This is a genomic window from Natrialba asiatica DSM 12278, assembly GCF_000337555.1.
Lineage (GTDB): Archaea > Halobacteriota > Halobacteria > Halobacteriales > Natrialbaceae > Natrialba > Natrialba asiatica.
Genome location: NZ_AOIO01000021.1, coordinates 308114 through 328599 on the forward strand (window position 1 = coordinate 308114; position 20486 = coordinate 328599).

A 20486-nucleotide genomic window follows, 5' to 3' on the forward strand; every position below is an offset into this window, starting at 1 on the left:
AAGCGTCGAGCGGCACGTGGCGAGTCAGTCCGCCGAGGGAACGGCCGAATCGACCGCAATTGCGGCTCGATCCGCAACCGTTCCGTCGTGATTCCAGCCGCGAGCGTCGTAATACTCCGTGAGTGCGTCCTCGAAATCGGGGATTTCGTATGGCAGTCGATCGTCGTCGCGGTCGAGGCCGCGACGATTGTTGAAGTGCCGTTCGCGTTCGACAGTACGGGCACCGATGTCGAGGAGCGTCGCGTAGTCGGCGTCGAACAACGCTTCGAGTCGGTCCTCGGTGACGTAATCTCCCCCGAACGCACAGATGATTCCCGTGTCGCGGAACACGTTGTGATTCTCCATCGCGACGAGCGTCTCGGCCTTGCCGAGCGTCCCCTCGGGATCGAGTTCGCCGCTGTACTCGAGTCCCAGCATGCCGGCGTACATGTGATCCGCGCCGCGGTTCGAAACGGCGTAGGAGAGTCCCTGACCGTGCAGGACGCGCCCGTCGTGGGCGGCGAACTCCATGCCCTTCACGGTGTAATCGTCGACGCCGAGATCGTCGTGACAGCGGGCGACCCCCTCTGCGAGCACGTCGCCAACGCCCTCACGGCGGGCGATTCGTTCCGTGATATCCCGGGCGAGTTCCGCGTTTCCGAACTCGTCCTCGCCGGCGAGGTAGGCCGCGACGGTGACGCCCGCGGAGATGGTGTCCATGCCGAGGGTATCACACAGGTCGTTGGCCTGCATCACGTCGACGATGTCGCCGACGCCCTGCAGCGAACCGAACGAATACACGGTCTCGAACTCCGGCCCCTCCGTCTCGACGCCGCGGTCCTCGTCCCGCGTCGGGAGTTTGCAGGCGTAGGCGCAGGCCGAGCACGCGCCCTTCTTATACTTCTTTGCCTCGACCGCGTCGCCGCCGATACGGTCTGCGTTCTCGAACTCGTAGTCCTCGAAGTACCGCGTGGGCAGGGAGAAGTTGTCGTTGATGAACTCCGTGCTACCGGTCGTCCCCTGGCGGCGCATCAGGTCGTCGGACTGGGCGGCCTCGCGGTGGACGTCCGTCGTCGGGGAACTCGGGATGTCTACCTCGACGGCTGCCGCCGAATCGCCCTCAAAGGTGACGCACTTGACGTTTTTCGAGCCCAGAACGGCACCGAGGCCGCCGCGACCGAAGGCCCGCGAGTCGAAGGTCATCACCGACGCGAAGCGAACGAGGTTCTCGCCCGCGGGGCCGATCGCAATGCAGTGCTCGGGACCGAGGTCGTGGTGGTCGGCCATGTAGTCCGACGTTTCGGGCACCGTCGCGCCCGCGAGTTCAGGAACCGGCTCGAACTCGACGCCCGAATCGGTGACGTGGACGGCGAGCGGCTCGTCGCTCTTCCCGGTGAGTTCGAGGACGCTGATGGCCGTGTCGACGAAGTTGCGTGAGAGGTAGCCGCCGGCGTTGGTCGAGACGAGGCCGTCGGTCAGCGGCGAGAGGCCGGTCATGTTCATGCGGCCGGTAAAGGACATCCGGGACTGCTGGAGCGGGCCGGTCGAGAGGTAGGCGCGGTTCTCGGGGCCGAACGGGTCCGCGTCGAACGGGATGCGTTCGTGGGCGAGCGCGGTCGCCGTCGCCCGCCCGCCGACGGTGTCGGCGAGCAGGTCGTCGATGGACGTCTCGGTGGCCGTTCGCTCGCCGACGTCGACGGTGAGCAGCGGGCCGTTCGCGTGGAGCATGGCGAACAATTATCGGTGTACAACCTTAGCTGTAAGCCACCGAATTGGTTCGAGTATCTATATTGACGGGTTATGGCTGCTACCGGAACGCCAGGATACCGGGAACCCAGCCGCGAATATATAATGGTACTCTCGTTTGTTACTTTAAATTATTACTGTTCCACAACACATCAAATGGTGTCACAACTGTCTGATACAAAAATCTCAGTTCGATCCGCTTCTCGAATATCAATATGAACCTGACCACAATCAGTATCAATACTGTTCGAAAAGTCAAATTCCTCGAGTGAGGATCCAGAAATACCGTATTCGATTCTATATGCCCCCGGTTCTGAAGGGAGATCCTCTTCTACGACAAAAGAAGGGACAGTAACATCATCGTCAGAATTTGGCTCTATTCGCATAGATTCGTCATAGACTGTGGATTCACTCTCGAAGATTTGTATCTCAAAGGATACCGCTGAAGATGAGAAGTTTCCAATAGCAACCCTAGCGAGTCTTGCCTCTCGGTTGTTCATCACGCATCCCGAAGTAATAGGTATTAGACATAGACTAGCGAGTGCTGTTCGTCGCTTCATCTACTGTACAATCTATGTGTTTGGATATAAATTATTTACTTGTGTCAAGAGTGGTCAGTACGACGCTCGGCTATAGTAGCCACTGACAGTCACTGTACACTCAATCGCACGATAGCTTTGTGGTCGGTGTGTAAACAGTTTCAGTGGTTACTATAACCGATTTCGCTACTGTTCGGACAAAGATGTCATCAGTCGATATAAAACCGAATGTCTACAGCGGCCATACGATCCAGCGTTCACCCTCTCACGTTCGTCTCCTATCGAGTGCACGAGCGACACGACACACCCCAGCGCACTTGCCTGCCCCCGCTTTTTGGTCCCCGCGAGTGGAGGTCGCGACATGAACGACGAGCGCTGGACCACCCTCAGAACCCAGTGTGAAACGCTCGACCCTGGCACTGAACTCGAGACGCCGGTCTCGGACCGTCGGTTCAGCGTCGTCCGAACGGCCGGGGATCGGATCGTCGTCCGCTTCGAGGACAGCGGCGAGGAACGCCCGCTCTGGCGCGACCAGTTCGACGTGTTCGTCGACCAGCTCGCGGACGCCCCGGTGGCCGTCGCCGACCTCCAGCCGAGCGTCGAACCCTACGCCGTCGTCGTCACGCTCGCCCCCGAGTTCACGATTGCGGACGACGCGATCGTCCCCGATCCCGAAGACGCCGTCGCCGGCGAGAGCCCGTTTCTGGTCTCCGCGGTCGAGGCGCGAACCCAGCCCGAACGCGTGCACGACGACGCGCTGTTGCTCGCCGCCTTGCTCGACGGCTTCGACGATATCGACGACGCGGCCGATCCCTCGTCCCTCGAGACGGACCCACTGACGGATCTGTACGTCCTCTCCTCGGACGTGCAGCGGGGCACGGACCGACTTCGCGGTTCGGCGCGAGACGCGTTGCTCGACAGACTGGGGCCAGATCAGGAGCTTCACGGCCGGTACGGAACCGTCCGCCGAACGGTTCGCGAGCACCGGCAGCCGCTGGACGAGGAGGCCGTGTTCGACGCCCTCGACGGGTACGATATCCCGCGCGAGTGGGTCCTCGGGATCGATCCGGAGAAACTCGACGTGGTCCTCTCGGTGACCGATCTCGCCGCCGACGAAGTCTACGAGACCCGTGAAAGCGTCTACGTGCAGAAGACGAGTGTCGACGAGGACGAGAAGTACTCGCGGCTGCAGGGGCTCATCGATCAGGTCGCCGCACTCGAGGGCGAGGAGGGGGAGTCCATTCGCGAGGAGTTAGACGAGATCGAATCGCGGCTCGAGGCGGCGCTCGCGAGCGACTGAGGTGGATCGTAGCGAGCGGCCGGCGATCGGGGAGGGTCACACGCCGCGGAAGAGAAGGACGGCCGCCACGCCGGAGACGAGTGCGAGAAGCACGTTTTCGGTCCGCCAGGCGACGAGAAGCGCCACCGCGCCAGCACCCCACTCGGGCGGGCCGGCACGGGCCAACTCGGGACCGACGATCGAAACGATGATCGCCCCGGGGAGCACCGCGAGGCCGGCTTCGGCGTACTCCGGTACCTCGATGCGACTAAGCAGCCACAAGCCGCCCGCTTTCGTGATGTAGGTCACGGCGCTCATCCCGAGAATGACCGCGACGACGGCTGGCGTGAGGTGCAATTCAGGCAGCAACCCGGACCACCTCCGCGAAACACCCGGCGAGCCCGCCGAGTAGAATGTACCACCGGCCCGGCAGGACGGACGCGGCCCCGATTGCAACGCCGAACGCAGCCGCCCAGGGGAGAAGCCGTGATCGTCCATCCCACAACTCGACCGCGATCGCGATGAAAACCGCCGTGAGTGCGAAATCGAGCCCGTATCGGGCGGGGTCGCCGATAGCCGCACCGGAAACCGCACCGACGACCGTCGCGCTGATCCAGAAGATCCAGATCGCCAACCCGCTGCCGAGGAGGAACGCACCCCGCCGACTTCCGGATCTGAACTCACCCATCGTCAACGCCCAGTTCTCGTCGGCGGTAAAGAACACGCTTCCGTAGGATTGCAGCGGTGACAACCGACTAAACCACGGTTGGAGTGCCGCCCCCATTAAGACGTATCGGAGGTTCACGATGAACGTCGTGGCGATAATGGTGCCGACGGGAATCGGATGCGCCCAGAGTTCGATCGCGATCAGCTGTGCGGCCCCCGCGAGGACGGTCGCACTCATGAACGCGGCCTCCGCGACGGTTACCCCCGATTGAGCGGCCAACACGCCGAAGGCGATTCCGTATCCGGCGACGCTGAGCGCGATCGGAATACACTCGATAAACCCCTCGCGAACCCCCGTCATCGAGAAGTGCATCGTCCGATCGGCGCGTTCGCTTTCAGCCGGCGAGTCGGACGTCTCAGCACTCATCGAACCACATCCACGAACCGTCGGTCCTGTGATACCTGATCGAAGCCGGCACACTCTCGTCCAGCGTCGAAACCCACCTAAAGACTCGGAGAACTAGAGTTCTCCCGGCAGAACGGCTAATCCCGCAGGGCCTGCGCTTCGATGATGTCTCGGGTCAGTGTTTCGCCGCGCTGGCTCAGGGAATACGTTCCGTTGTCGCTATAGAGCAACCCGAACCCGTCCAACCGCCGGAGGTGATAGTTAAATTTTCCCTTGTCCTCGATCGATGCCGATTCCCGAAGCGTCGTGTACGAGATCGGCTCCGACCGGTTGTACAACACGGTGAGAATTTCCAGTCGAATCGTGTTTGAAAGGACCGCTAACGCATCGGTGACGGTTTCGATCTCGTTCGCTTCCAGCGAGCGCTCGGCGGTCGACGGTTCGTGAGCGGCGTGGTTCTCTGAACAGAGCCAGTGCGGAATCGCCATACTCGATCGATCAGGCCCTGTGAGTATAAACCTCGTCACGGCTTCCCGAAGGAACACATTGCTCCGTCAGCCGCCGTTACCTCGCTTCGCCGACCCGCCGCTCGAGAAAGTCCGCGAGCAGTTCGAACGTCCGGAGCTGCTGGCGCTGGTCGGTCGAGGCGTGGCCTTCCTCACCGAGTTCGCGATACTCGATGTCGCCGCCGGGGCTGGTCTCGTAACCCAGCGACTCGAGTTCGTCGCGGAACAGTCGGGCCTGCGAGACGGGGACCCGGCTGTCGTTGACGCCGTGGACCATCAGGAGCGGAGCCGCGAGGTTGTCGGCGTGGGTGATCGGCGAGCGCTCCTCGTACAGGCCGGGATTCTCCGCGGGCGTGCCGAGGTACTTCTCCATGAGTTCGGTGCGATAGTGGGGCATCGTCGTCTCGTACTGCTCCTCGAGATCGGTCAGCCCGATCCAGGCGATGGCCGCGTCGTACAGGTCGGGATACTGGACCGCTTGCCAGTACGCCGAGTACCCCCCGTAGGACCCGCCGAAGACGACGACGCGGTCGGGATCGAGCCACTCCCGCGTTTCGAGGACGTGCTCCGCGGCCGTCGCCACGTCGCCCTGTTCGGCCCCGCCCCAGTCGTCGAGCAGGTGCTCGACGAACTCGCGGCCGCGGCCGGTCGAGCCGCGGTAGTTGACCTCCAGCACCGAAAAACCCTGCACGACTAGCATTTGCGTGTAGAGGTCAAATTCCGTGGCGTCCCGGGCGCGCGGCCCGCCGTGGATCTTGACGACGAGCGGCGACGGTCGTTCCCCGGAGTCGTACAGCAGCGCGCCGATCTCGAGTTCAGCCGCCGGTTCGTGGTCGACCGCCGCGGCGGGGGTCTCGGGAACGCCGTCGGATCGGACCGTGACGTACTCCGCGTCGGCGAACTCGTCGGGAGCGAACGGGCCGTATTCGGCTTCGAGAAGCGTCTCGAACGTGTCCGTTTCGAGGTCGTAGGCGAGCAGTTCCGGTCGGCTGGTCGGGCTGGTGTGCTGGAGCAGGAGCCGATTCTCGTCGATGCTCACGCCGCGTCGGCCGGGGTGGCCGACAGCCGTCACGCCCGCGGGTACGTCGAGTTCGCGGCCGTCGCCGCTTGCCACGTCGTAGACGACGGGGACTGTCTGTGCGTCGCGGGTGCGAAGCGCGAGAAATCGGTCGGCGGGGAGAAACCCCACCGCGGACTCCTCGAACTCGCCGTCGCCGTACCAAGTGACCGGAGCGTCGCCGTCGGTATCGATGTCCGTTCCCGCATCGGCACCGGCATCGGTACTGGTGTCCTCGAACGTCACGATCCCGGTTCGTCCAAGATCCGGCGTGTTGTCGGTGACGAGCAGTCGGGTCGAGTTCCCGTCCGGGTCTCCGCGTTCGGTTCCGCTCTTGACCCCGTTTCCCCGACCGCCCCCGCCGCCGCTCCACGCGACCGGAAACGCTTCCGCACCCACGTCGCCGAGGCCGAGGTTCTGCGGCTCGGAGCCGTCGGCGTTCGCGACGTACACGTCGAGGTTGTCGAAGTCGTCCGTCTCGTTGGTTGCGTACGCGATTCGGTCGTCACTCGGCGAAAACAGCGGATTTCTAGCAGCTCGTTCGTAGTCGGTCAGTTTGCTGAACTCGTCGGCGGGACGGTCGTAGCGGTGGACGTTCATCTGGCCGTCCGCGTTCGTGTTGACCAGGAGCGTGTCACCGTCGGCGCTGACATCTTGCAGCGTCGCCTGACCGTCGAGTTCAAGGACGGACTCGGCCGTCCCGTCACGGGTGAGTGCGTAGATGTCGTTTTGCTCGTCGCCGTCGTCGTCGCGGTGGAAGAACACGCGGTCGCCGTCGGCGTCCCAGCGGAGGAACCAGCGGGCGTTGCGCGGGACGTCGCCGTCGGACCACCGGTCGAGTTCACCGGTTTCGGTGTCGAGGACGTGAAGCTGGTTGCGGCCGGTGGTGTCGTAGTAGAACGCGACGTCGCGCCCGTTCGGCGAGAGGGTCGGATGGGCGATCGTCGGAAGTGATGCGAGGGCTTCGAGCGCGTCTCCGTCGTCCTTGCTCATCGTGACCACATCACTCTCTGATAGCTTAATAATTAGGGAATTATCATGTTGTTCAGTCGGAGCAGGACCCCCACAAACCCTTTTGGCCATCAGTGCCGTACGTCAAATCATGTACGTGCGGGACGCGAAAAACAGGGAAGAGGTCTGGCTGCTCGATCATATCGAGTCGATGGGGCTCGACGACACGGCGTTCCGCTCGCGCGACTACGTCGTCGCCGTGGACGAAGAGTCCGGGGAAAAGGCCGGATTCGGCCGGATACGAATTCACAAGGATCACAGCGGGACCGAGACGGGTGAGAGCGACGACGGTGACGGTAACGAGACTGGGGCGACTCGAGAGGAGCCTGCCGAAGTCTGCGAACTGACCAGTATCGGCGTACTCGAGTCCTGGCGCAGACAGGGCGTCGGTGCTCACGTCATCGAACGACTGATCGAGTACGCCAGCGACGAGGGGTTCGAAACGGTCTACTCGCTGACCGGCGAGAGCGCCTACGTGGCCCAGTTCGGCTTTCGGCGGATCGAGGAGTCGCAACTCCCGGCGGTCCTCCAGGAGCGCCTCTCGGAGAAACGCGACCGAACCGACCCCGATGCCGTCGCACTCGCTATCGACGTCGACCAATTCCGAATGCCGGACCGCCTTCGAGAGGCGTTCAAACGCGCTCCGGAAGGCCGGTCGACGGCCTCGGACGACGACTCCGCCGAGGACTTCGGAATCGATCCTGACTCGGCGACTTACAAGTACGATACCGGACGGTAGTCACGGCTGTCGATCGAACCCGTGGCGGAACGCAACCCACGCGATCGCGCTCACGCCGAGAATCGGCGGCAGAATCACGAATCCCCACAGCGGATCGAGTCCCCACCAGACCAGGATGACGAGATAGAAGAGTCCGAGCAAGAGAAACGGCAGCACGTACAGCGCCGCTCGACGCCGATTACGCGGTTTATCGGTTGTCGACTGTGGCGGAAGCGACGATCCCATATCGGTGATTCAGTCACGGAAGACAAAAACGGATGTGGCGATTATAGTGAGAGTAACGGAGTCAATCAAGTCCGAGGAAGAATGCCCCCGGCCGAACGAACCACACATCCGATCCGGAATGCCACGTAGCGATGGACGCAGCGACTGAGAAAGGGACGAAAACAAGTACCAGCACAGCGAGCAATACAAGCGGACATAGTGACAGCCCAAGCTACCCATGGACACTGACGACACGACCCGCGTCTGGCTCGTCGAACGCACCTACTCGGACGACGAACTCAACCTCATCATCCTGGTGTACGCCACGACGGACGGACGCTACTACCACCGCCGAGAACGTGCACTTCCGAGTTTTACGGGCCCGGCTCGCGAGACGAAAGCGGGTCTCTCAGTGACGGCCGACGAACTCGGAACGGTCGATGACCACTCAACGCGAGAGCGCTACGCCGCCGAAGCCGCACGCGTCGCAGAAGAGCACGACCCCGATGACGCTATTTAGGAACGAACCCGACCAGCGACGGCCGCGCCCTGTCGGCTCGCTATTCGATGGCAAACAAGGCGCGTTCATCAACCTTCAAGCCCTGCCCGGTCGACGGTATTCATAATGTTCGATCCCGACGAACTCGAGGAGATCCGTGCCGGACGGGACGACTGGCGGGAGACGGAGGTCGACCCGATCCTCGACCGATTCGGTGAACGCCAGGAGACGTTCACGACGGATACGGGCGGTCAGGAGGTCGATCGACTCTATACGCCCGCCGACGTGGCCGGTCTCGATTACCAGGACGATCTCGGCTATCCGGGCGAGCCACCCTATACACGCGGCGTCTACTCGACCGGCTACCGCGGTCGACTGTGGACCATGCGCCAGTACGCCGGCTTCTCGACGCCGGCGGACACGAACGAACGCTATCACTACCTGCTCGATCAGGGCCAGACCGGGCTCTCGATGGCGTTCGACCTGCCGACACAGATGGGCTACGACTCCGACGCGGACATGGCCGCCGGCGAGGTCGGCAAGGCCGGCGTCGCCATCGACTCGCTCGCCGACATGGAAACCGTCTTCGACGGCATCCCCCTCGACGAGGTCTCCACCTCGATGACGATCAACGCGCCCGCATCCGTCCTGCTCGCGATGTACATCGCCGTCGGCGACCAGCAGGGCGTCGACCGCGAGGAGCTTCGGGGCACCATCCAGAACGACCTCCTCAAGGAGTACATCGCTCGCAACACCTACATCTATCCGCCCGAACCCTCGATGCGGATCATCACGGATATCTTCGAGTTCTGCGCCGAGGAAACCCCGAAGTTCAACACCATCTCCATTTCGGGCTACCACATCCGCGAGGCCGGATCGACGGCCGCCCAAGAACTCGCCTTTACCCTGGGGAACGGCATCGAGTACGTCGAGGCGGCACTCGAGGCCGGCCTGGACGTCGACGAGTTCGCGCCGCAGCTCTCTTTCTTTTTCAACGGGCACAACAACATCTTCGAGGAGGTGGCGAAGTTCCGCGCCGCCCGCCGGATGTGGCACGATATCATGGACGAGCGTTTCGACGCGCAGAACCCCAAATCGAAGCAGCTCAAGTTCCACACCCAGACGGCGGGCTCGATGCTGACGGCCCAGCAGATCGAGAACAACGTCGTCCGGGTGGCCTACCAGGCTCTCGCCGCGGTGCTCGGCGGAACCCAGAGCCTGCACACGAACGGCAAGGACGAGGCGCTGGCGCTGCCGACCGAGGAGTCCGTCCGAACCGCGCTTCGAACCCAGCAGATCCTCGCCCACGAGTCGGGTGCAGCAGATACCATCGACCCGCTCGCCGGCAGCTACTACGTCGAATCGCTGACCGACGACGTCGAGGAAGAAGCCTACGAGATTCTGGACGAAGTCGACAGCCGCGGCGGCATGTTAGACGCCGTTGAACAGCAGTGGGTCCAGCGCCAGATCCAGGACACCGCCTTCGACCGCCAGAAGGAAATCGAGGACAACGAGCGGATTATCGTCGGCGTCAACGAGTTCGAAGTCGACGAGGACCCCGAGATGGACGTCCAGGAGGTGACCGAGGAGGACGAACGACGACAGATCGACAACGCCGAGTCCGTCCGCGAGGACCGGGACGAGGAAACCGTCGACGCGGCGCTCGAATCCCTGCGCGAGGCCGCACGAGACGGAGAGAACCTCATGCCGTACATCATCGAGGCGGTGAAGGCGTACGCGACGGTCGGCGAGATCTGTAACGTGCTCCGCGACGAGTTCGGGGAATATCAACCCGGCAGTGCGGTGTAGGTAGAAGCCGCTATTAGGCGGGAGTAATCCCCGTTTAGGTATCGTCGTTTCCCCGCCGCACTCGAACGTGAGCGCCGCGTTTCGGGGCCAATACACGATTGACCCGCAAATTCGAAGGAACGGTCGCTGTTGTTTATCCAATCACCAGCCGACGCGGTGGTGAGTGCACGATGAGCAAACACGAGCACGAACGCGATTCTGAACCGACGGGCGAGGACATCGACGAGTACGAGTATCACCGATCGGACGGCGCGTCCTGGTTACCCACACGACGGCGAATGCTCCAGGCGACCGCCGCCGCGGGCGGGCTTACCGCCGTCAGTTCGCTCGGGCTCGCACAGAACGGCGAGACGATCGAACTCGGCGGCGAGACGAGCGGCTGGGTCGGCCAGTCGCCGTCCGACATCGAGGGCGAGACGAATCCCACGCTCGAACTCGAGGAGGGAACTACCTACGAGGTCACGTGGGAGAACCTCGACGGCGCCGCACACAACATCGTCATCGTCGACGGCGACGGCGGCGAGATCGAGCGTACCGAACTCATGAGCGAGGAGGGCGAGACGCAGACGCTCGAGTTCGACGCGACGAGCGAGATGGCCGAGTACTACTGCGAACCCCACCGAGCGACGATGCGAGGGGACATCTCGATCGGCGGGAACGGCGGGGCCGACGACGGAACGGAGGAGGAGACGGACGCCGAACCGTTCTTCCAGCCCGGGGCGGAGATCGGCCTGCAGACGATCGGCGAGGGGATGACGGCACCCACGGACTTCGCCGCCGTCGAAGGCGAGGACCGATACTTCGTCGCCGACCAGACGGGCGAGCTCTGGGTCATCGACGGCGATGGCGTTCAGGACGAGCCGTTCATCGACGTGAGCGATCGCCTCGTCGAACTCGGGACGTTCGAGGGGAGTTACGCGGATCCGGATCAAGACTACGACGAGCGGGGACTGCTCGGCGTCGAGTTGCATCCGGAGTTCACCGACAACGGACGATTCTTCCTGCACTACAGCGCGCCGCCGAACGACGAGACGCCAGAGGGCTGGAGTCACGTTGAAGTTGTCGCCGAGTTCCAGGCGAACGACGATCTGACGCAGGGGGAACCGGATTCCGAACGAGTGCTGATGGAGTTCCAGAAGCCCCAGTACAACCACGACGCCGGGCCGATGGCGTTCGGTCCGGACGGTTGCCTGTACGTGCCGATGGGCGACGGCGGCGGAGCGAACGACGATATGGAGGGCCACGTCGAGGACTGGTACGACGAGAACGCGGGCGGGAACGGACAGGACGTGAGTGAGAACCTCCTCGGCGGGATTCATCGGATCGACGTCAGTAGCGGAGCGACGGAGACCGGTGATACCGATACCGAGGAAGGCGTCGGTACCGACGACGAGATGGCTACCGACACCGAGTCGGACTCCGAGATCGGCAATGAAACCGATACCGAGACGAGCACCGCCGAAGCTGAGAACGAGACGGAAACCGATACCGAGACCGAGACCGATACCGATACTGGAACCGACCCCGGAACCGGCGACAAACCGTACGGCATTCCGGAGGACAACCCCCTCGTCGACGAGGAAGAGGGCCTCGACGAGTACTACGCGTGGGGCTTCCGAAACCCGTTCGGCATCTCGTTCGACAGCGAGGGACGACTGTTCGCCTCCGACGCCGGACAGGACCTCTACGAGGAGGCAAACATCGTCGAATCCGGCGGCAACTACGGCTGGAACGTCAAGGAGGGAACGCACTGTTTCAGCACGGACACGCCGAGCGATCCGCCGGAAGACTGTCCCGACACGGCCACCGACGAAGCGCCGTACAACGGGCAGGAACTCCAGGATCCGATCGTCGAGTATCCCCACGTCTACAACGGCGAGATGGTCGGGATCACGATCATCGGCGGCCACGTCTACGAGAGCAGCCAGATCGAAAATCTCCAAGGCAAGTACATCTTCGGCGACTGGACCGCCGACCCGTCGCGCCAGGAACCCGCCGGTCGACTGCTCGCAGCGACCGATCCCGACGGAACGACGGGCGGTGGGGAGACCGACGAGACAACGACCGATGACGAAACCGCCGGGGAAACGACCGACAACGGCACCGAATCCGAAGGCAATACCACCGCTACGGACACGACCAATAACACGACCGAATCGGCCGACACGACCGGCAACGAAACCGTCGACAACACCACCGCAGAGAACGGTACCAACGGGATGGCCGACTCCAACGAGACGGTCACCAACGATACCGAGAACGGAACGACCGACGACACCGCTGACGACGGGACCGCCGACGACGGGACCACCGACGATCAAGCAGTCCCGCGGGACGAACTCTGGGAGATGGAAGAACTCCAGGTCTCGGGCACCGACGACGGCTCGTTCCCCTACTTCGTCCGCCAATTCGGCCAGGACTCCGACGGCAACGTCTACGTCCTCGCGAACCAGGAAGGCGTCCCCGAAGGCGATACCGGCGTCGTCATGGAGTTCGTCGCACCCGACGAGGGCGAAGAACTCTCGATGCCGGATACCGAGGACGCGGACGAACAGGAAACGGACGAAGAAGCGACCGAAGACACGCAGGACGAACCCGTCGGCGAGGACGGTAACGAAACGACCGGAAACGAGTCCACCGAAACCGACGGCAACGAAACGATCGAGGAGTAACGCGAGTCGGGCTCGCTAGCCGCTCGCGGATCAACCGCACCTTATTTTTGAGCTCCCGTGACGGGTATTCGTGGACGCTCCACGTTCGAAGTCGCGCTCGAACAGTTCGCGCCCGTAAAACTCGGATTGACGCGGCTGTAGGCGGCCATTAGAGCGGGACCCCGTCGCGCTGTCACGGCACTGTCACGGCGTTTCGTCCGTCTCGGACGGCGATACCCAACGCACCTACAACCGGGCAACGATCGGCCGCGTCGCGATTCGGTGGCCACCGCTATCCCCCTCGTGAGACCTGCAGCAACCCTTCGATATTTGCCGTTGCTCGAACACACCTCTGACATGCACTTCGACCACGCCGGCATCGCCACCGAGAACGCAACCGAACTCGCCGAACGCTACGCCGCCCTGTTCGACCTCGAAATCGCGCACGAAGAGACGTTCGACGGCATGCGCGTCGTCTTTCTCGATTGTGGGAACGGCTACTTCGAACTCCTCGAACCAACCGAAGGGGGGACCATCGCTCAATACATCGAATCGAACGGTGCCGGCATCCACCACCTCGCCCTCGCGACCGACGACATCGACGACGCGCTCGACACCGTCCGCACCCACGACGTGTCCCTCGTCGACGAGGAGCCCCGCCCCGGCGCGTGGGGACATACCGTCGCGTTCTTGCACCCAGCGGATACTGGCGGGATTCTGATCGAACTCGTCGAGCACTAAGGACGACGCTGCCGTCACTCGGCTCTCGGGTCTCGTTCTCAGCGTTGGCACTCCCTACTCCGTGGAGCGTCGCACAAAATACGAAATTGACTCGTCGGCCGCGTTACAGTCGGGTGACGTTCGTCGCCCGCGGGCCCTTGTCTGCCTGTTCGATGTCGAACTCGAGTTCTGTACCTTCTTCGAGGTCTGGACCGCCAACGTCCTCCATGTGGAAGAATACGTCGTCGTCCGCGTCCTCAGTTTCGATGAAGCCGTAGCCGCCAGTGTCGTTGAAGAAATCGACAGTTCCTTTCGCCATTGCTTTTCGAGAGAGGAGAGTCACACAGATAAGGGTTCCGTAAGGGCCCGCCTACAGGAGTGACACGCGATCGAGACTGACCGGAGCTGAACTCGGCGTAGACACCGTCACTGGCCGTTATTCGCCTGCTAAACGTCTGTTCACATCGAGAAGGGGATTTGCCGACCGCTGCTCGTAATACTCGAGGGTCCCGCCGGCCCTGGGGAATCCGTCGCTGACTGATACGGACTGCTGTACCGATTTCCCGCGCGACCGCGAACCGTCCTGCGATCGCGCCGAAAATGGCTCACGACGGCCCGTCTGAACCGACCGACTCCTCGAGTTCGGCCCTCGGATACGGACCAGGACGACAGGTCTGGCACTTTCCTTTTCGGAATGTCAATAGTATCCGAAAGTCACATATAGGAGAGAAATAAAATTACTAAGACGATGAGTAGGAAACTCACTAGCGGTCAGTCTTTTCGAAGTATCGTGGCAGTCGTCATGGCTGTCGTGCTGATTACGTCGGGGTGTGTCGGTACTGCCCTGGCGGATACGGACGGTAACGAAGCCGATCCGGCCGACGAGGTGTTCATCAACGACGACGGTGACGCCGTGCTCGTCTACAACGAAACAACCGACGAGGACGAAGCTACCGGCGAGTACGGACTCGACGTGAGCGAGTCGGTCGCGTATGCGCTCATTACCGACGACATGGAGGAGGACGTCTCCGCGGCGTTCTCGATGGCGCTCGACGACGGAGGCGTCGGTTCGTCCGGATCGCTCACCACCGATCGCCCGGCCGCCATCGACGACTTCTCGATGGACGTCACCGGCGAACAGACCGCCGAAACCAACGAGTTCGACGCCACGCTCGATCTGGCGCTCGACACCACCGAAGCCCCGATGGCCAGCTTCGTCACGTCGGCCTCCACGTCCGGAGAGGTCGTCTCGAGCGCCGACGAGTTCGCCACCCGTGGCGACTTCGACGTCGAACACGGCATGCCCGTGACCGGTCCCGAAACCGGACTCGACCTCGAGATTACGGACAGCGACGGCGGGTACACGATCGAGGTGAGCCAGCAGCAGAACGTCCCCGCGTTCGAAACAGACGAGATGCGAACGAAAGAAAACGCCACCGCATCGCTTCAGACCCAGTTTGACGAGGTCACGCGAGACATCGGCGGCGACGCAACGGTCACCATCGACGAACACAAGTTCACTGAAAACGACGATGGGAGCGGCCACCTCGATATGGCGTACACCGTCGAACTCGAGAACGTAACGGACGGGCTCGAACAGACCATCGCAGACGAACTCGCGAGCGATTCCGAACTCGATCTCGGGCAGAGTGAGGCCGAACGGGTAGCGTCGGATCTCCTCGGCGCTGAACTCGATACGTTCACGCTCTCGTACACCAACGGCGCGGACGCGATCGAAGGCGACTGGAACGTCGCGTTCAGCGGGTTCGAGTCGGCCGTCCCCGCCCTGCTCGATCTCGCCAATTCCGTCGAGGGAATGGACCAGGAGACCCCTGACTACGAAGCGATGTACGAGGCCCAGCAGGAAGCCGATCTGACCCAGACGGCAGAATGGCACGTGAGCTACACCTCGGCGGATGCCGAGCAGGCGACGCTCACCGCCAAGTTCACCTCCGAGACGGAAAACTGGGAGGCCTATACGACCGCACTCGCCGAACGGGATATCGAGAACCCAGAGTTCTCGCTCGATGCAAGCGCCGAGACCGTCGACGACGAAATCGAGATGGAGATGAGTCTCGACGTCTCACAGGAGGACTTCCTCGAGACCGCGATGACCGGCTTGCTGCAGGACTTCGAGAACGATCCGACCGTCGACGAGAGCGCAACCGAGTTCGTCTCGGCGTTCGACGAGGCCGACCTTGAACTCGCGAAGTTCGACCTCGAGATGGATGACGGAACGGTTACCATGGAGGCGGGCGCAACGTTCGACGATCTCAGCGCCTTCGAGGATCAACTCAGCGACGCGTACCACAACCTCTCGGTCACGCACGTCTACGGCGGCACCGACGAGGAGGCGACGTACGTCTACGCGTCCGGCATGGTCGACGGTGAGGCGAGCGAAGACGATGTCCGTGCGGAGTCGATCGTCAGCGACGATACCACCGTCCACATGCCCGGCGAGTGGGATGCAGATCACCCGCGACTCGACATGCAGCAGGTTACTGACTATCTCGGCATGGAGTCGACCAAGGCCGATACTGAGGAGGGTGACGACGACGGGATGCCAGGATTCGGCGCTGTCGCCGCTCTCGCTGCGCTCCTCTCGACGATGGCGATAGGTCGATACCGTAACTAACGACAACGCTTTTTCTAGCGGTTTGGACCAGCTCTTCTGGCGATCAGGTGAGTAACGGTTCTCCCCACGCCCACGAACGGAGTTGGACGCCACGACAGCATCGTGTGGCATCGATCCCCGAACAGTCACAAATGCTTATGCGGATCCTCCAACACAATCAAAGCATGAGTTTGTTCGAGCGTCTCGGAGAAAAAGTCGAATCCTTCAAGCAGGAAGCCGAGTCGGCACGGGACGAGGCGGCACCGTATCGGTGTCGTGAGTGCGGGGAGCGATTCTACAGCGAGCGGGAGACGTGTCCGGCCTGTGGCAGTACGGAACTCGCCGTTCGTGCGGACGGCAGCGAGTCCGATTCGGAATCCGAAGTCGAATCTGAAATCGAGTCCGAAACCGAGTCCGGTTCCCAGTCCGCGTCCGGGTCTGAAGCCGAGTCCGAATCCGAATCTACGGTTGAACGGCAACACGAAGAAACCAACCAGTAACGGCGGCCAGTTGCGAGCGACTAGCCGAAATTTTCGATGTGGGCCTCGTCGGCATCGCCGCCGGCGTCGTCGATCGTGTCGGCGACGAGCGTAACGAACTCGGCGAAGCCGAAGGCGTACACTTCTCCCTCGTCGAGATGGGCTTCGATCGCGTCGGCGAGTTCAGCGTCGGCGTCGTCGTCGACGACCGTGACGGTTGTGTTCGCCTCACCGTCGTCCTCGAGTTCGTCGAGCCGATCGACGTGGGCGGGATCGTCATCCTGGTAGAGCACGACGGCGTCGTGGCCGGCGTTGTGAGCGGCTTCGGCGATCGAGATGGCCGGGCCGATTCCGGGTCCGCCGGCGATGGCGACGACATCGTGTGTTCCCTCGTAGGCGATATTGCCGAACGGTCCCTCGATGTGGATGGTCTCGCCGGGGTCGAGCGCGGCGAGCCAGGGCGAGAGGTCGCCGTCGGGGTCGACACCGACTGTGATTTCGAAGGTATCCGTGACGGACGACGAAGAGAGCGTGTAGTGGCGCGCAATCGGATCGTCTTCGCCGTCGAGCAGAGCCCGAACGAGGACGAATTGGCCGGGCAGTGCGTCGAACGTGTTGGGTGCCTCGAGTTCGAGAGCGACGGTCTCGGGGCCGACGTCACGTACCGATTCGACGGTGACTTGTGTGCCTTCCATACCGGGACGTTCGGCCGGCGCTCGAAAAGGCGTTCCGTTCCCTGATTCCCCCGCCGAAACCCGACCAAACGTACAGATTCGTAGGTTTCTCAAGCGGCCTGAATGTGCTTTCAGAAGCCTTTTTATTGGCAGGGAGCAAGGTTCGCCTTAACATGGCTGAGGACCTCAACTGGGCGGTCGGGGGCGAGGCTGGCGACGGCATCGACTCCACTGGGAAGATTTTTGCCCAGGCGCTTTCCCGAGCCGGACGGCACGTATTCACGTCGAAAGACTTCGCATCGCGAATCCGTGGCGGGTACACGGCCTACAAGATCCGCACGTCGGTCGACCAAGTCCAGAGCGTCGTCGACCGCCTCGACATTCTCGTCGCGCTCACCCAGCGTACCATCGACGAGAACCTCGATGAACTCCACGAGGGAAGTGCGATCATCTACGACGGCGAGCGCTCCTGGGAGGCGGACATCCCGGACGACGCAGCCGCTGTCGACGTTCCGCTGAAATCCCTCGCCGAGGACGCCGGTGGGGCGATCATGCGCAACATCGTCGCGCTCGGTGCCGCATGTGAGATCACCAGCTTCGACGTCGAGTACCTGGACGAAGCACTCGAGAAGCGCTTCGGCGGCAAGGGCTCGAAGATCGTCGAGAACAACAAGGAAGCGGCCCGCCTCGGCCAGGAATACGTTCAAGAGAACTACGACCTGGATCTCGGCTACGACCTCGAGACGACCGACAACGACTACGTGTTGCTCAACGGCAACGAGGCGATCGGGATGGGCGCACTCGCCGCCGGCTGTCGGTTCTACGCCGGGTATCCGATTACGCCAGCGACCTCCATCATGGAGTATCTCACCGGTCGCATCGAGGACTACGGCGGTCACGTCGTCCAGGCCGAGGACGAACTCTCGGCGATCAACATGGCCCTCGGTGCCGCACGATCCGGCGCGCGATCGATGACCGCGACATCGGGTGCGGGGATCGACCTCATGACCGAGACGTTCGGGCTAGTCGCAACCAGCGAGACGCCGCTGGTCATCACCGACGTCCAGCGCTCCGGCCCGTCGACCGGGATGCCGACCAAGCAGGAACAGGGCGACCTCAACATGGCGCTGTACGGCGGCCACGGCGAGGTCCCGCGGTTCATCGTCACCCCGACGTCAATCTCGGAGTGTTTCTGGAAGACGGTTGAGGCGTTTAACCTCGCCGAGAAGTACCAGACGCCGGTGTTCCTCGTCTCCGATCTGGCAATGTCAGTCACTGAACAGACCTTCGAGCCGGAGACCTTCGACATGGACGACGTCGAGATCGACCGCGGCAAACTGGTCGATGAGGACGAGGTCGAGGAGTGGCTCGACTCGCAGGGTCGCTTCCGCGCCCACGCCGTCACCGACGACGGTGTCAGTCCCCGCGCAATCCCGGGAACGACTGAGGGGGCACACATGAGTACGGGCCTCGAGCACGACGAACTCGGTCGCCGGACCGAAGAGCAGGACGAGCGCGTCCAGCAGGTCGACAAGCGCTCTCGGAAGGTCGAGACCGCGAAAGAGCAGGAAGAGTGGGACTACCGCGAGTTCGGCGACGCCGACGCCGACAATCTCGTCATCTCCTGGGGGTCGAACGAGGGTGCCCTGATCGAAGCCCTCGAGTATCTCGAGGACGACGGTATCGATGTGCGCATCATCTCGGTCCCGTACATCTTCCCGCGACCGGACCTGTCCGACGAGATCGATGCTGCAGACGACACGATCGTCGTCGAGTGTAACGCGACCGGCCAGTTCGCCGACGTGATCGAACACGACGTGCTCACTCGCGTCAAGCGCATCAACAAGTACACCGGCGTCCGCTTCAAGGCGGACGAACTCGCCGACGAAATTGCCGACAAACTCTCCCAGGAGGTGCCAGCACAATGAGCTCTCAATCCGACGTTCGATTCACCGACTTCAAATCCGACAAACAGCCTACGTGGTGTCCCGGCTGCGGCGACTTCGGGACGATGAACGGTATGATGAAAGGCCTCGCCGAGACCGGTAACGACCCCGACAACACGTTCGTGGTCGCCGGGATCGGCTGTTCCGGCAAGATCGGGACCTACATGCACAGCTACGCCTTACACGGGGTCCACGGTCGCGCGCTCCCGGTCGGCACGGGCGTCAAGATGGCCCGGCCCGACATCGAGGTCATGGTCGCCGGCGGCGACGGCGACGGCTACTCGATCGGATCCGGGCACTTCGTCCACGCCGTTCGCCGGAACGTCGACATGTCCTACGTCGTCATGGACAACCGCATCTACGGGCTGACCAAGGGGCAGGCCTCGCCGACCTCGCGCTCCGACTTCGAGACCTCCACGACGCCCGAGGGGCCGAAACAACCGCCGGTCAACCCGCTCGCGCTCGCGCTCGCCTCGGGTGCGACCTTCATCGCCCAATCGTTCGCTTCCGACGCGCTGCGCCACCAGGAGATCATCCAGGAGGCCATCGAACACGACGGCTTCGGCTTCGTCAACGTCTTCAGCCCCTGCGTCACGTTCAACGACGTCGACACCTACGACTACTTCCGCGACTCGCTGGTCGACCTGCAGGAAGACGAGGACCACGACGCGACGAACTACGAGGACGCGAAAGAAGTCATCCTCGACGCCGACAAGGAGTACCAGGGCATCATGTACCAGGACGAGAACTCGGTGCCGTACCACGAACAACACGGCGTCACCGAAGACATGTCGGAGATCCCGGACGGCGCACCCGAGGACGCGATGGACCTCGTTCGCGAGTTCTACTAGCTGACCGGTCGCCGCTCGAGTTCGTTTTCTCGCTGGGTTTCGTGGTTCGCGGTTCGTGGTCTGTGGTCCGTGTTCGCGGGTACGGTTGCGATCGAGCGTCGATCGTCACCA

19 protein-coding genes are annotated in these 20486 nt (G+C 62.7%); 10 read left to right on the forward strand and 9 right to left on the reverse strand.

Going from position 1 to position 20486, the window contains the following annotated elements; all coding sequences use genetic code 11:
- Nucleotides 1–24 precede the first annotated feature (24 nt).
- Together C481_RS08060 and C481_RS21660 are read right to left on the reverse strand one after the other, a co-directional pair.
- Nucleotides 25–1707 (reverse strand): aldehyde ferredoxin oxidoreductase C-terminal domain-containing protein, encoded by a 1683-nt coding sequence (locus tag C481_RS08060; RefSeq protein WP_006108679.1) that lies wholly within the window; start codon nt 1705–1707, stop codon nt 25–27.
- Nucleotides 1708–1877: 170 nt separating this feature from the next.
- Nucleotides 1878–2225, reverse strand: a complete 348-nt coding sequence (locus C481_RS21660) for a hypothetical protein (protein WP_152422159.1) — start codon at nt 2223–2225, stop codon at nt 1878–1880.
- Between the two features lie 400 nt (nt 2226–2625).
- On the opposite strand from C481_RS21660, the gene C481_RS08065 reads away from it, so the two are divergent.
- Nucleotides 2626–3564 (forward strand): hypothetical protein, encoded by a 939-nt coding sequence (locus tag C481_RS08065; protein ID WP_006108680.1) that lies wholly within the window; start codon nt 2626–2628, stop codon nt 3562–3564.
- Nucleotides 3565–3600: 36 nt separating this feature from the next.
- Here the strand turns inward: C481_RS08065 and C481_RS08070 are convergent, their stop codons facing one another.
- The 4 genes from C481_RS08070 to C481_RS08085 form a co-directional block, all read right to left on the reverse strand.
- A complete protein-coding gene (locus C481_RS08070; RefSeq protein WP_083860902.1) occupies nt 3601–3912 on the reverse strand; it encodes an AzlD family protein in 312 nt (103 codons plus the stop codon).
- On the reverse strand, nt 3902–4636 hold the full coding sequence (locus C481_RS08075) for an AzlC family ABC transporter permease (protein ID WP_006108682.1): 735 nt from the start codon (nt 4634–4636) through the stop codon (nt 3902–3904). The genes C481_RS08070 and C481_RS08075 overlap by 11 nt, the downstream gene beginning before the upstream one ends.
- Nucleotides 4637–4752: 116 nt before the next feature.
- On the reverse strand, nt 4753–5103 hold the full coding sequence (locus tag C481_RS08080) for a DUF7347 domain-containing protein (RefSeq protein WP_006108683.1): 351 nt from the start codon (nt 5101–5103) through the stop codon (nt 4753–4755).
- 76 nt (nt 5104–5179) lie between these two features.
- Nucleotides 5180–7171, reverse strand: coding sequence for a S9 family peptidase (locus tag C481_RS08085; RefSeq protein WP_006108684.1), 1992 nt, complete (start codon nt 7169–7171; stop codon nt 5180–5182).
- 109 nt (nt 7172–7280) lie between these two features.
- Here C481_RS08085 and C481_RS08090 point away from each other — a divergent pair, with 109 nt between their 5' ends.
- On the forward strand, nt 7281–7928 hold the full coding sequence (locus C481_RS08090; protein ID WP_006108685.1) for a GNAT family N-acetyltransferase: 648 nt from the start codon (nt 7281–7283) through the stop codon (nt 7926–7928).
- Here the strand turns inward: C481_RS08090 and C481_RS08095 are convergent, their stop codons facing one another.
- Entirely contained in the window at nt 7929–8153 is a 225-nt protein-coding gene (locus C481_RS08095; RefSeq protein WP_006108686.1) for a hypothetical protein, read from the reverse strand.
- Nucleotides 8154–8370: 217 nt separating this feature from the next.
- Here C481_RS08095 and C481_RS08100 point away from each other — a divergent pair, with 217 nt between their 5' ends.
- From C481_RS08100 to mce, 4 genes are all read left to right on the forward strand, one after another.
- Nucleotides 8371–8652 carry a hypothetical protein gene (locus C481_RS08100; protein WP_006108687.1) on the forward strand — a complete coding sequence of 94 codons (282 nt, stop codon included), beginning with the start codon at nt 8371–8373 and terminating at the stop codon, nt 8650–8652.
- Nucleotides 8653–8757: 105 nt separating this feature from the next.
- Complete coding sequence (locus tag C481_RS08105; RefSeq protein WP_006108688.1) at nt 8758–10440, forward strand: acyl-CoA mutase large subunit family protein; 1683 nt, start codon at nt 8758–8760, stop codon at nt 10438–10440.
- 170 nt (nt 10441–10610) lie between these two features.
- Nucleotides 10611–13112, forward strand: a complete 2502-nt coding sequence (locus C481_RS08110) for a PQQ-dependent sugar dehydrogenase (RefSeq protein ID WP_006108689.1) — start codon at nt 10611–10613, stop codon at nt 13110–13112.
- Between the two features lie 336 nt (nt 13113–13448).
- Nucleotides 13449–13832: a methylmalonyl-CoA epimerase gene (mce, locus tag C481_RS08115; RefSeq protein WP_006108690.1), complete on the forward strand. Its 384-nt coding sequence runs from the start codon at nt 13449–13451 to the stop codon at nt 13830–13832.
- Between the two features lie 103 nt (nt 13833–13935).
- On the opposite strand, the gene C481_RS08120 is transcribed toward mce, so the two are convergent.
- The gene (locus C481_RS08120) at nt 13936–14130 is read right to left on the reverse strand and encodes a cold-shock protein (RefSeq protein ID WP_006108691.1); all 195 of its coding nucleotides are present in this window, start codon (nt 14128–14130) and stop codon (nt 13936–13938) included.
- 471 nt (nt 14131–14601) lie between these two features.
- Here C481_RS08120 and C481_RS08125 point away from each other — a divergent pair, with 471 nt between their 5' ends.
- Together C481_RS08125 and C481_RS22945 are read left to right on the forward strand one after the other, a co-directional pair.
- Nucleotides 14602–16446 (forward strand): PGF-CTERM sorting domain-containing protein, encoded by a 1845-nt coding sequence (locus C481_RS08125; protein WP_241434666.1) that lies wholly within the window; start codon nt 14602–14604, stop codon nt 16444–16446.
- Nucleotides 16447–16610: 164 nt separating this feature from the next.
- Complete coding sequence (locus tag C481_RS22945; protein WP_083860905.1) at nt 16611–16925, forward strand: zinc ribbon domain-containing protein; 315 nt, start codon at nt 16611–16613, stop codon at nt 16923–16925.
- A gap of 20 nt (nt 16926–16945) precedes the next feature.
- Here C481_RS22945 and C481_RS08135 read toward each other — a convergent pair whose 3' ends face one another.
- On the reverse strand, nt 16946–17599 hold the full coding sequence (locus C481_RS08135) for a ferredoxin--NADP reductase (RefSeq protein ID WP_006108694.1): 654 nt from the start codon (nt 17597–17599) through the stop codon (nt 16946–16948).
- A 152-nt stretch (nt 17600–17751) separates the two neighbouring features.
- Here C481_RS08135 and C481_RS08140 point away from each other — a divergent pair, with 152 nt between their 5' ends.
- Nucleotides 17752–19506, forward strand: a complete 1755-nt coding sequence (locus C481_RS08140) for a 2-oxoacid:acceptor oxidoreductase subunit alpha (RefSeq protein ID WP_006108695.1) — start codon at nt 17752–17754, stop codon at nt 19504–19506.
- Entirely contained in the window at nt 19503–20375 is an 873-nt protein-coding gene (locus tag C481_RS08145) for a 2-oxoacid:ferredoxin oxidoreductase subunit beta (protein ID WP_006108696.1), read from the forward strand. Before C481_RS08140 ends, C481_RS08145 begins: the two co-directional genes overlap by 4 nt.
- The last annotated feature ends 111 nt before the right edge of the window (nt 20376–20486 follow it).

What these genes read in the sequence shown, in the direction of transcription:
- C481_RS08060 (WP_006108679.1), bottom strand. Translation starts at nt 1,707, where the DNA reads ATGCTCCACGCGAACGGCCCGCTGCTCACCGTCGACGTCGGCGAGCGA.
- C481_RS21660 (WP_152422159.1), bottom strand. Translation starts at nt 2,225, where the DNA reads ATGAACAACCGAGAGGCAAGACTCGCTAGGGTTGCTATTGGAAACTTC.
- C481_RS08065 (WP_006108680.1), top strand. Translation starts at nt 2,626, where the DNA reads ATGAACGACGAGCGCTGGACCACCCTCAGAACCCAGTGTGAAACGCTC.
- C481_RS08075 (WP_006108682.1), bottom strand. Translation starts at nt 4,636, where the DNA reads ATGAGTGCTGAGACGTCCGACTCGCCGGCTGAAAGCGAACGCGCCGAT.
- C481_RS08080 (WP_006108683.1), bottom strand. Translation starts at nt 5,103, where the DNA reads ATGGCGATTCCGCACTGGCTCTGTTCAGAGAACCACGCCGCTCACGAA.
- C481_RS08085 (WP_006108684.1), bottom strand. Translation starts at nt 7,171, where the DNA reads ATGAGCAAGGACGACGGAGACGCGCTCGAAGCCCTCGCATCACTTCCG.
- C481_RS08090 (WP_006108685.1), top strand. Translation starts at nt 7,281, where the DNA reads ATGTACGTGCGGGACGCGAAAAACAGGGAAGAGGTCTGGCTGCTCGAT.
- C481_RS08095 (WP_006108686.1), bottom strand. Translation starts at nt 8,153, where the DNA reads ATGGGATCGTCGCTTCCGCCACAGTCGACAACCGATAAACCGCGTAAT.
- C481_RS08100 (WP_006108687.1), top strand. Translation starts at nt 8,371, where the DNA reads ATGGACACTGACGACACGACCCGCGTCTGGCTCGTCGAACGCACCTAC.
- C481_RS08105 (WP_006108688.1), top strand. Translation starts at nt 8,758, where the DNA reads ATGTTCGATCCCGACGAACTCGAGGAGATCCGTGCCGGACGGGACGAC.
- C481_RS08110 (WP_006108689.1), top strand. Translation starts at nt 10,611, where the DNA reads ATGAGCAAACACGAGCACGAACGCGATTCTGAACCGACGGGCGAGGAC.
- mce (WP_006108690.1), top strand. Translation starts at nt 13,449, where the DNA reads ATGCACTTCGACCACGCCGGCATCGCCACCGAGAACGCAACCGAACTC.
- C481_RS08120 (WP_006108691.1), bottom strand. Translation starts at nt 14,130, where the DNA reads ATGGCGAAAGGAACTGTCGATTTCTTCAACGACACTGGCGGCTACGGC.
- C481_RS22945 (WP_083860905.1), top strand. Translation starts at nt 16,611, where the DNA reads ATGAGTTTGTTCGAGCGTCTCGGAGAAAAAGTCGAATCCTTCAAGCAG.
- C481_RS08135 (WP_006108694.1), bottom strand. Translation starts at nt 17,599, where the DNA reads ATGGAAGGCACACAAGTCACCGTCGAATCGGTACGTGACGTCGGCCCC.
- C481_RS08140 (WP_006108695.1), top strand. Translation starts at nt 17,752, where the DNA reads ATGGCTGAGGACCTCAACTGGGCGGTCGGGGGCGAGGCTGGCGACGGC.
- C481_RS08145 (WP_006108696.1), top strand. Translation starts at nt 19,503, where the DNA reads ATGAGCTCTCAATCCGACGTTCGATTCACCGACTTCAAATCCGACAAA.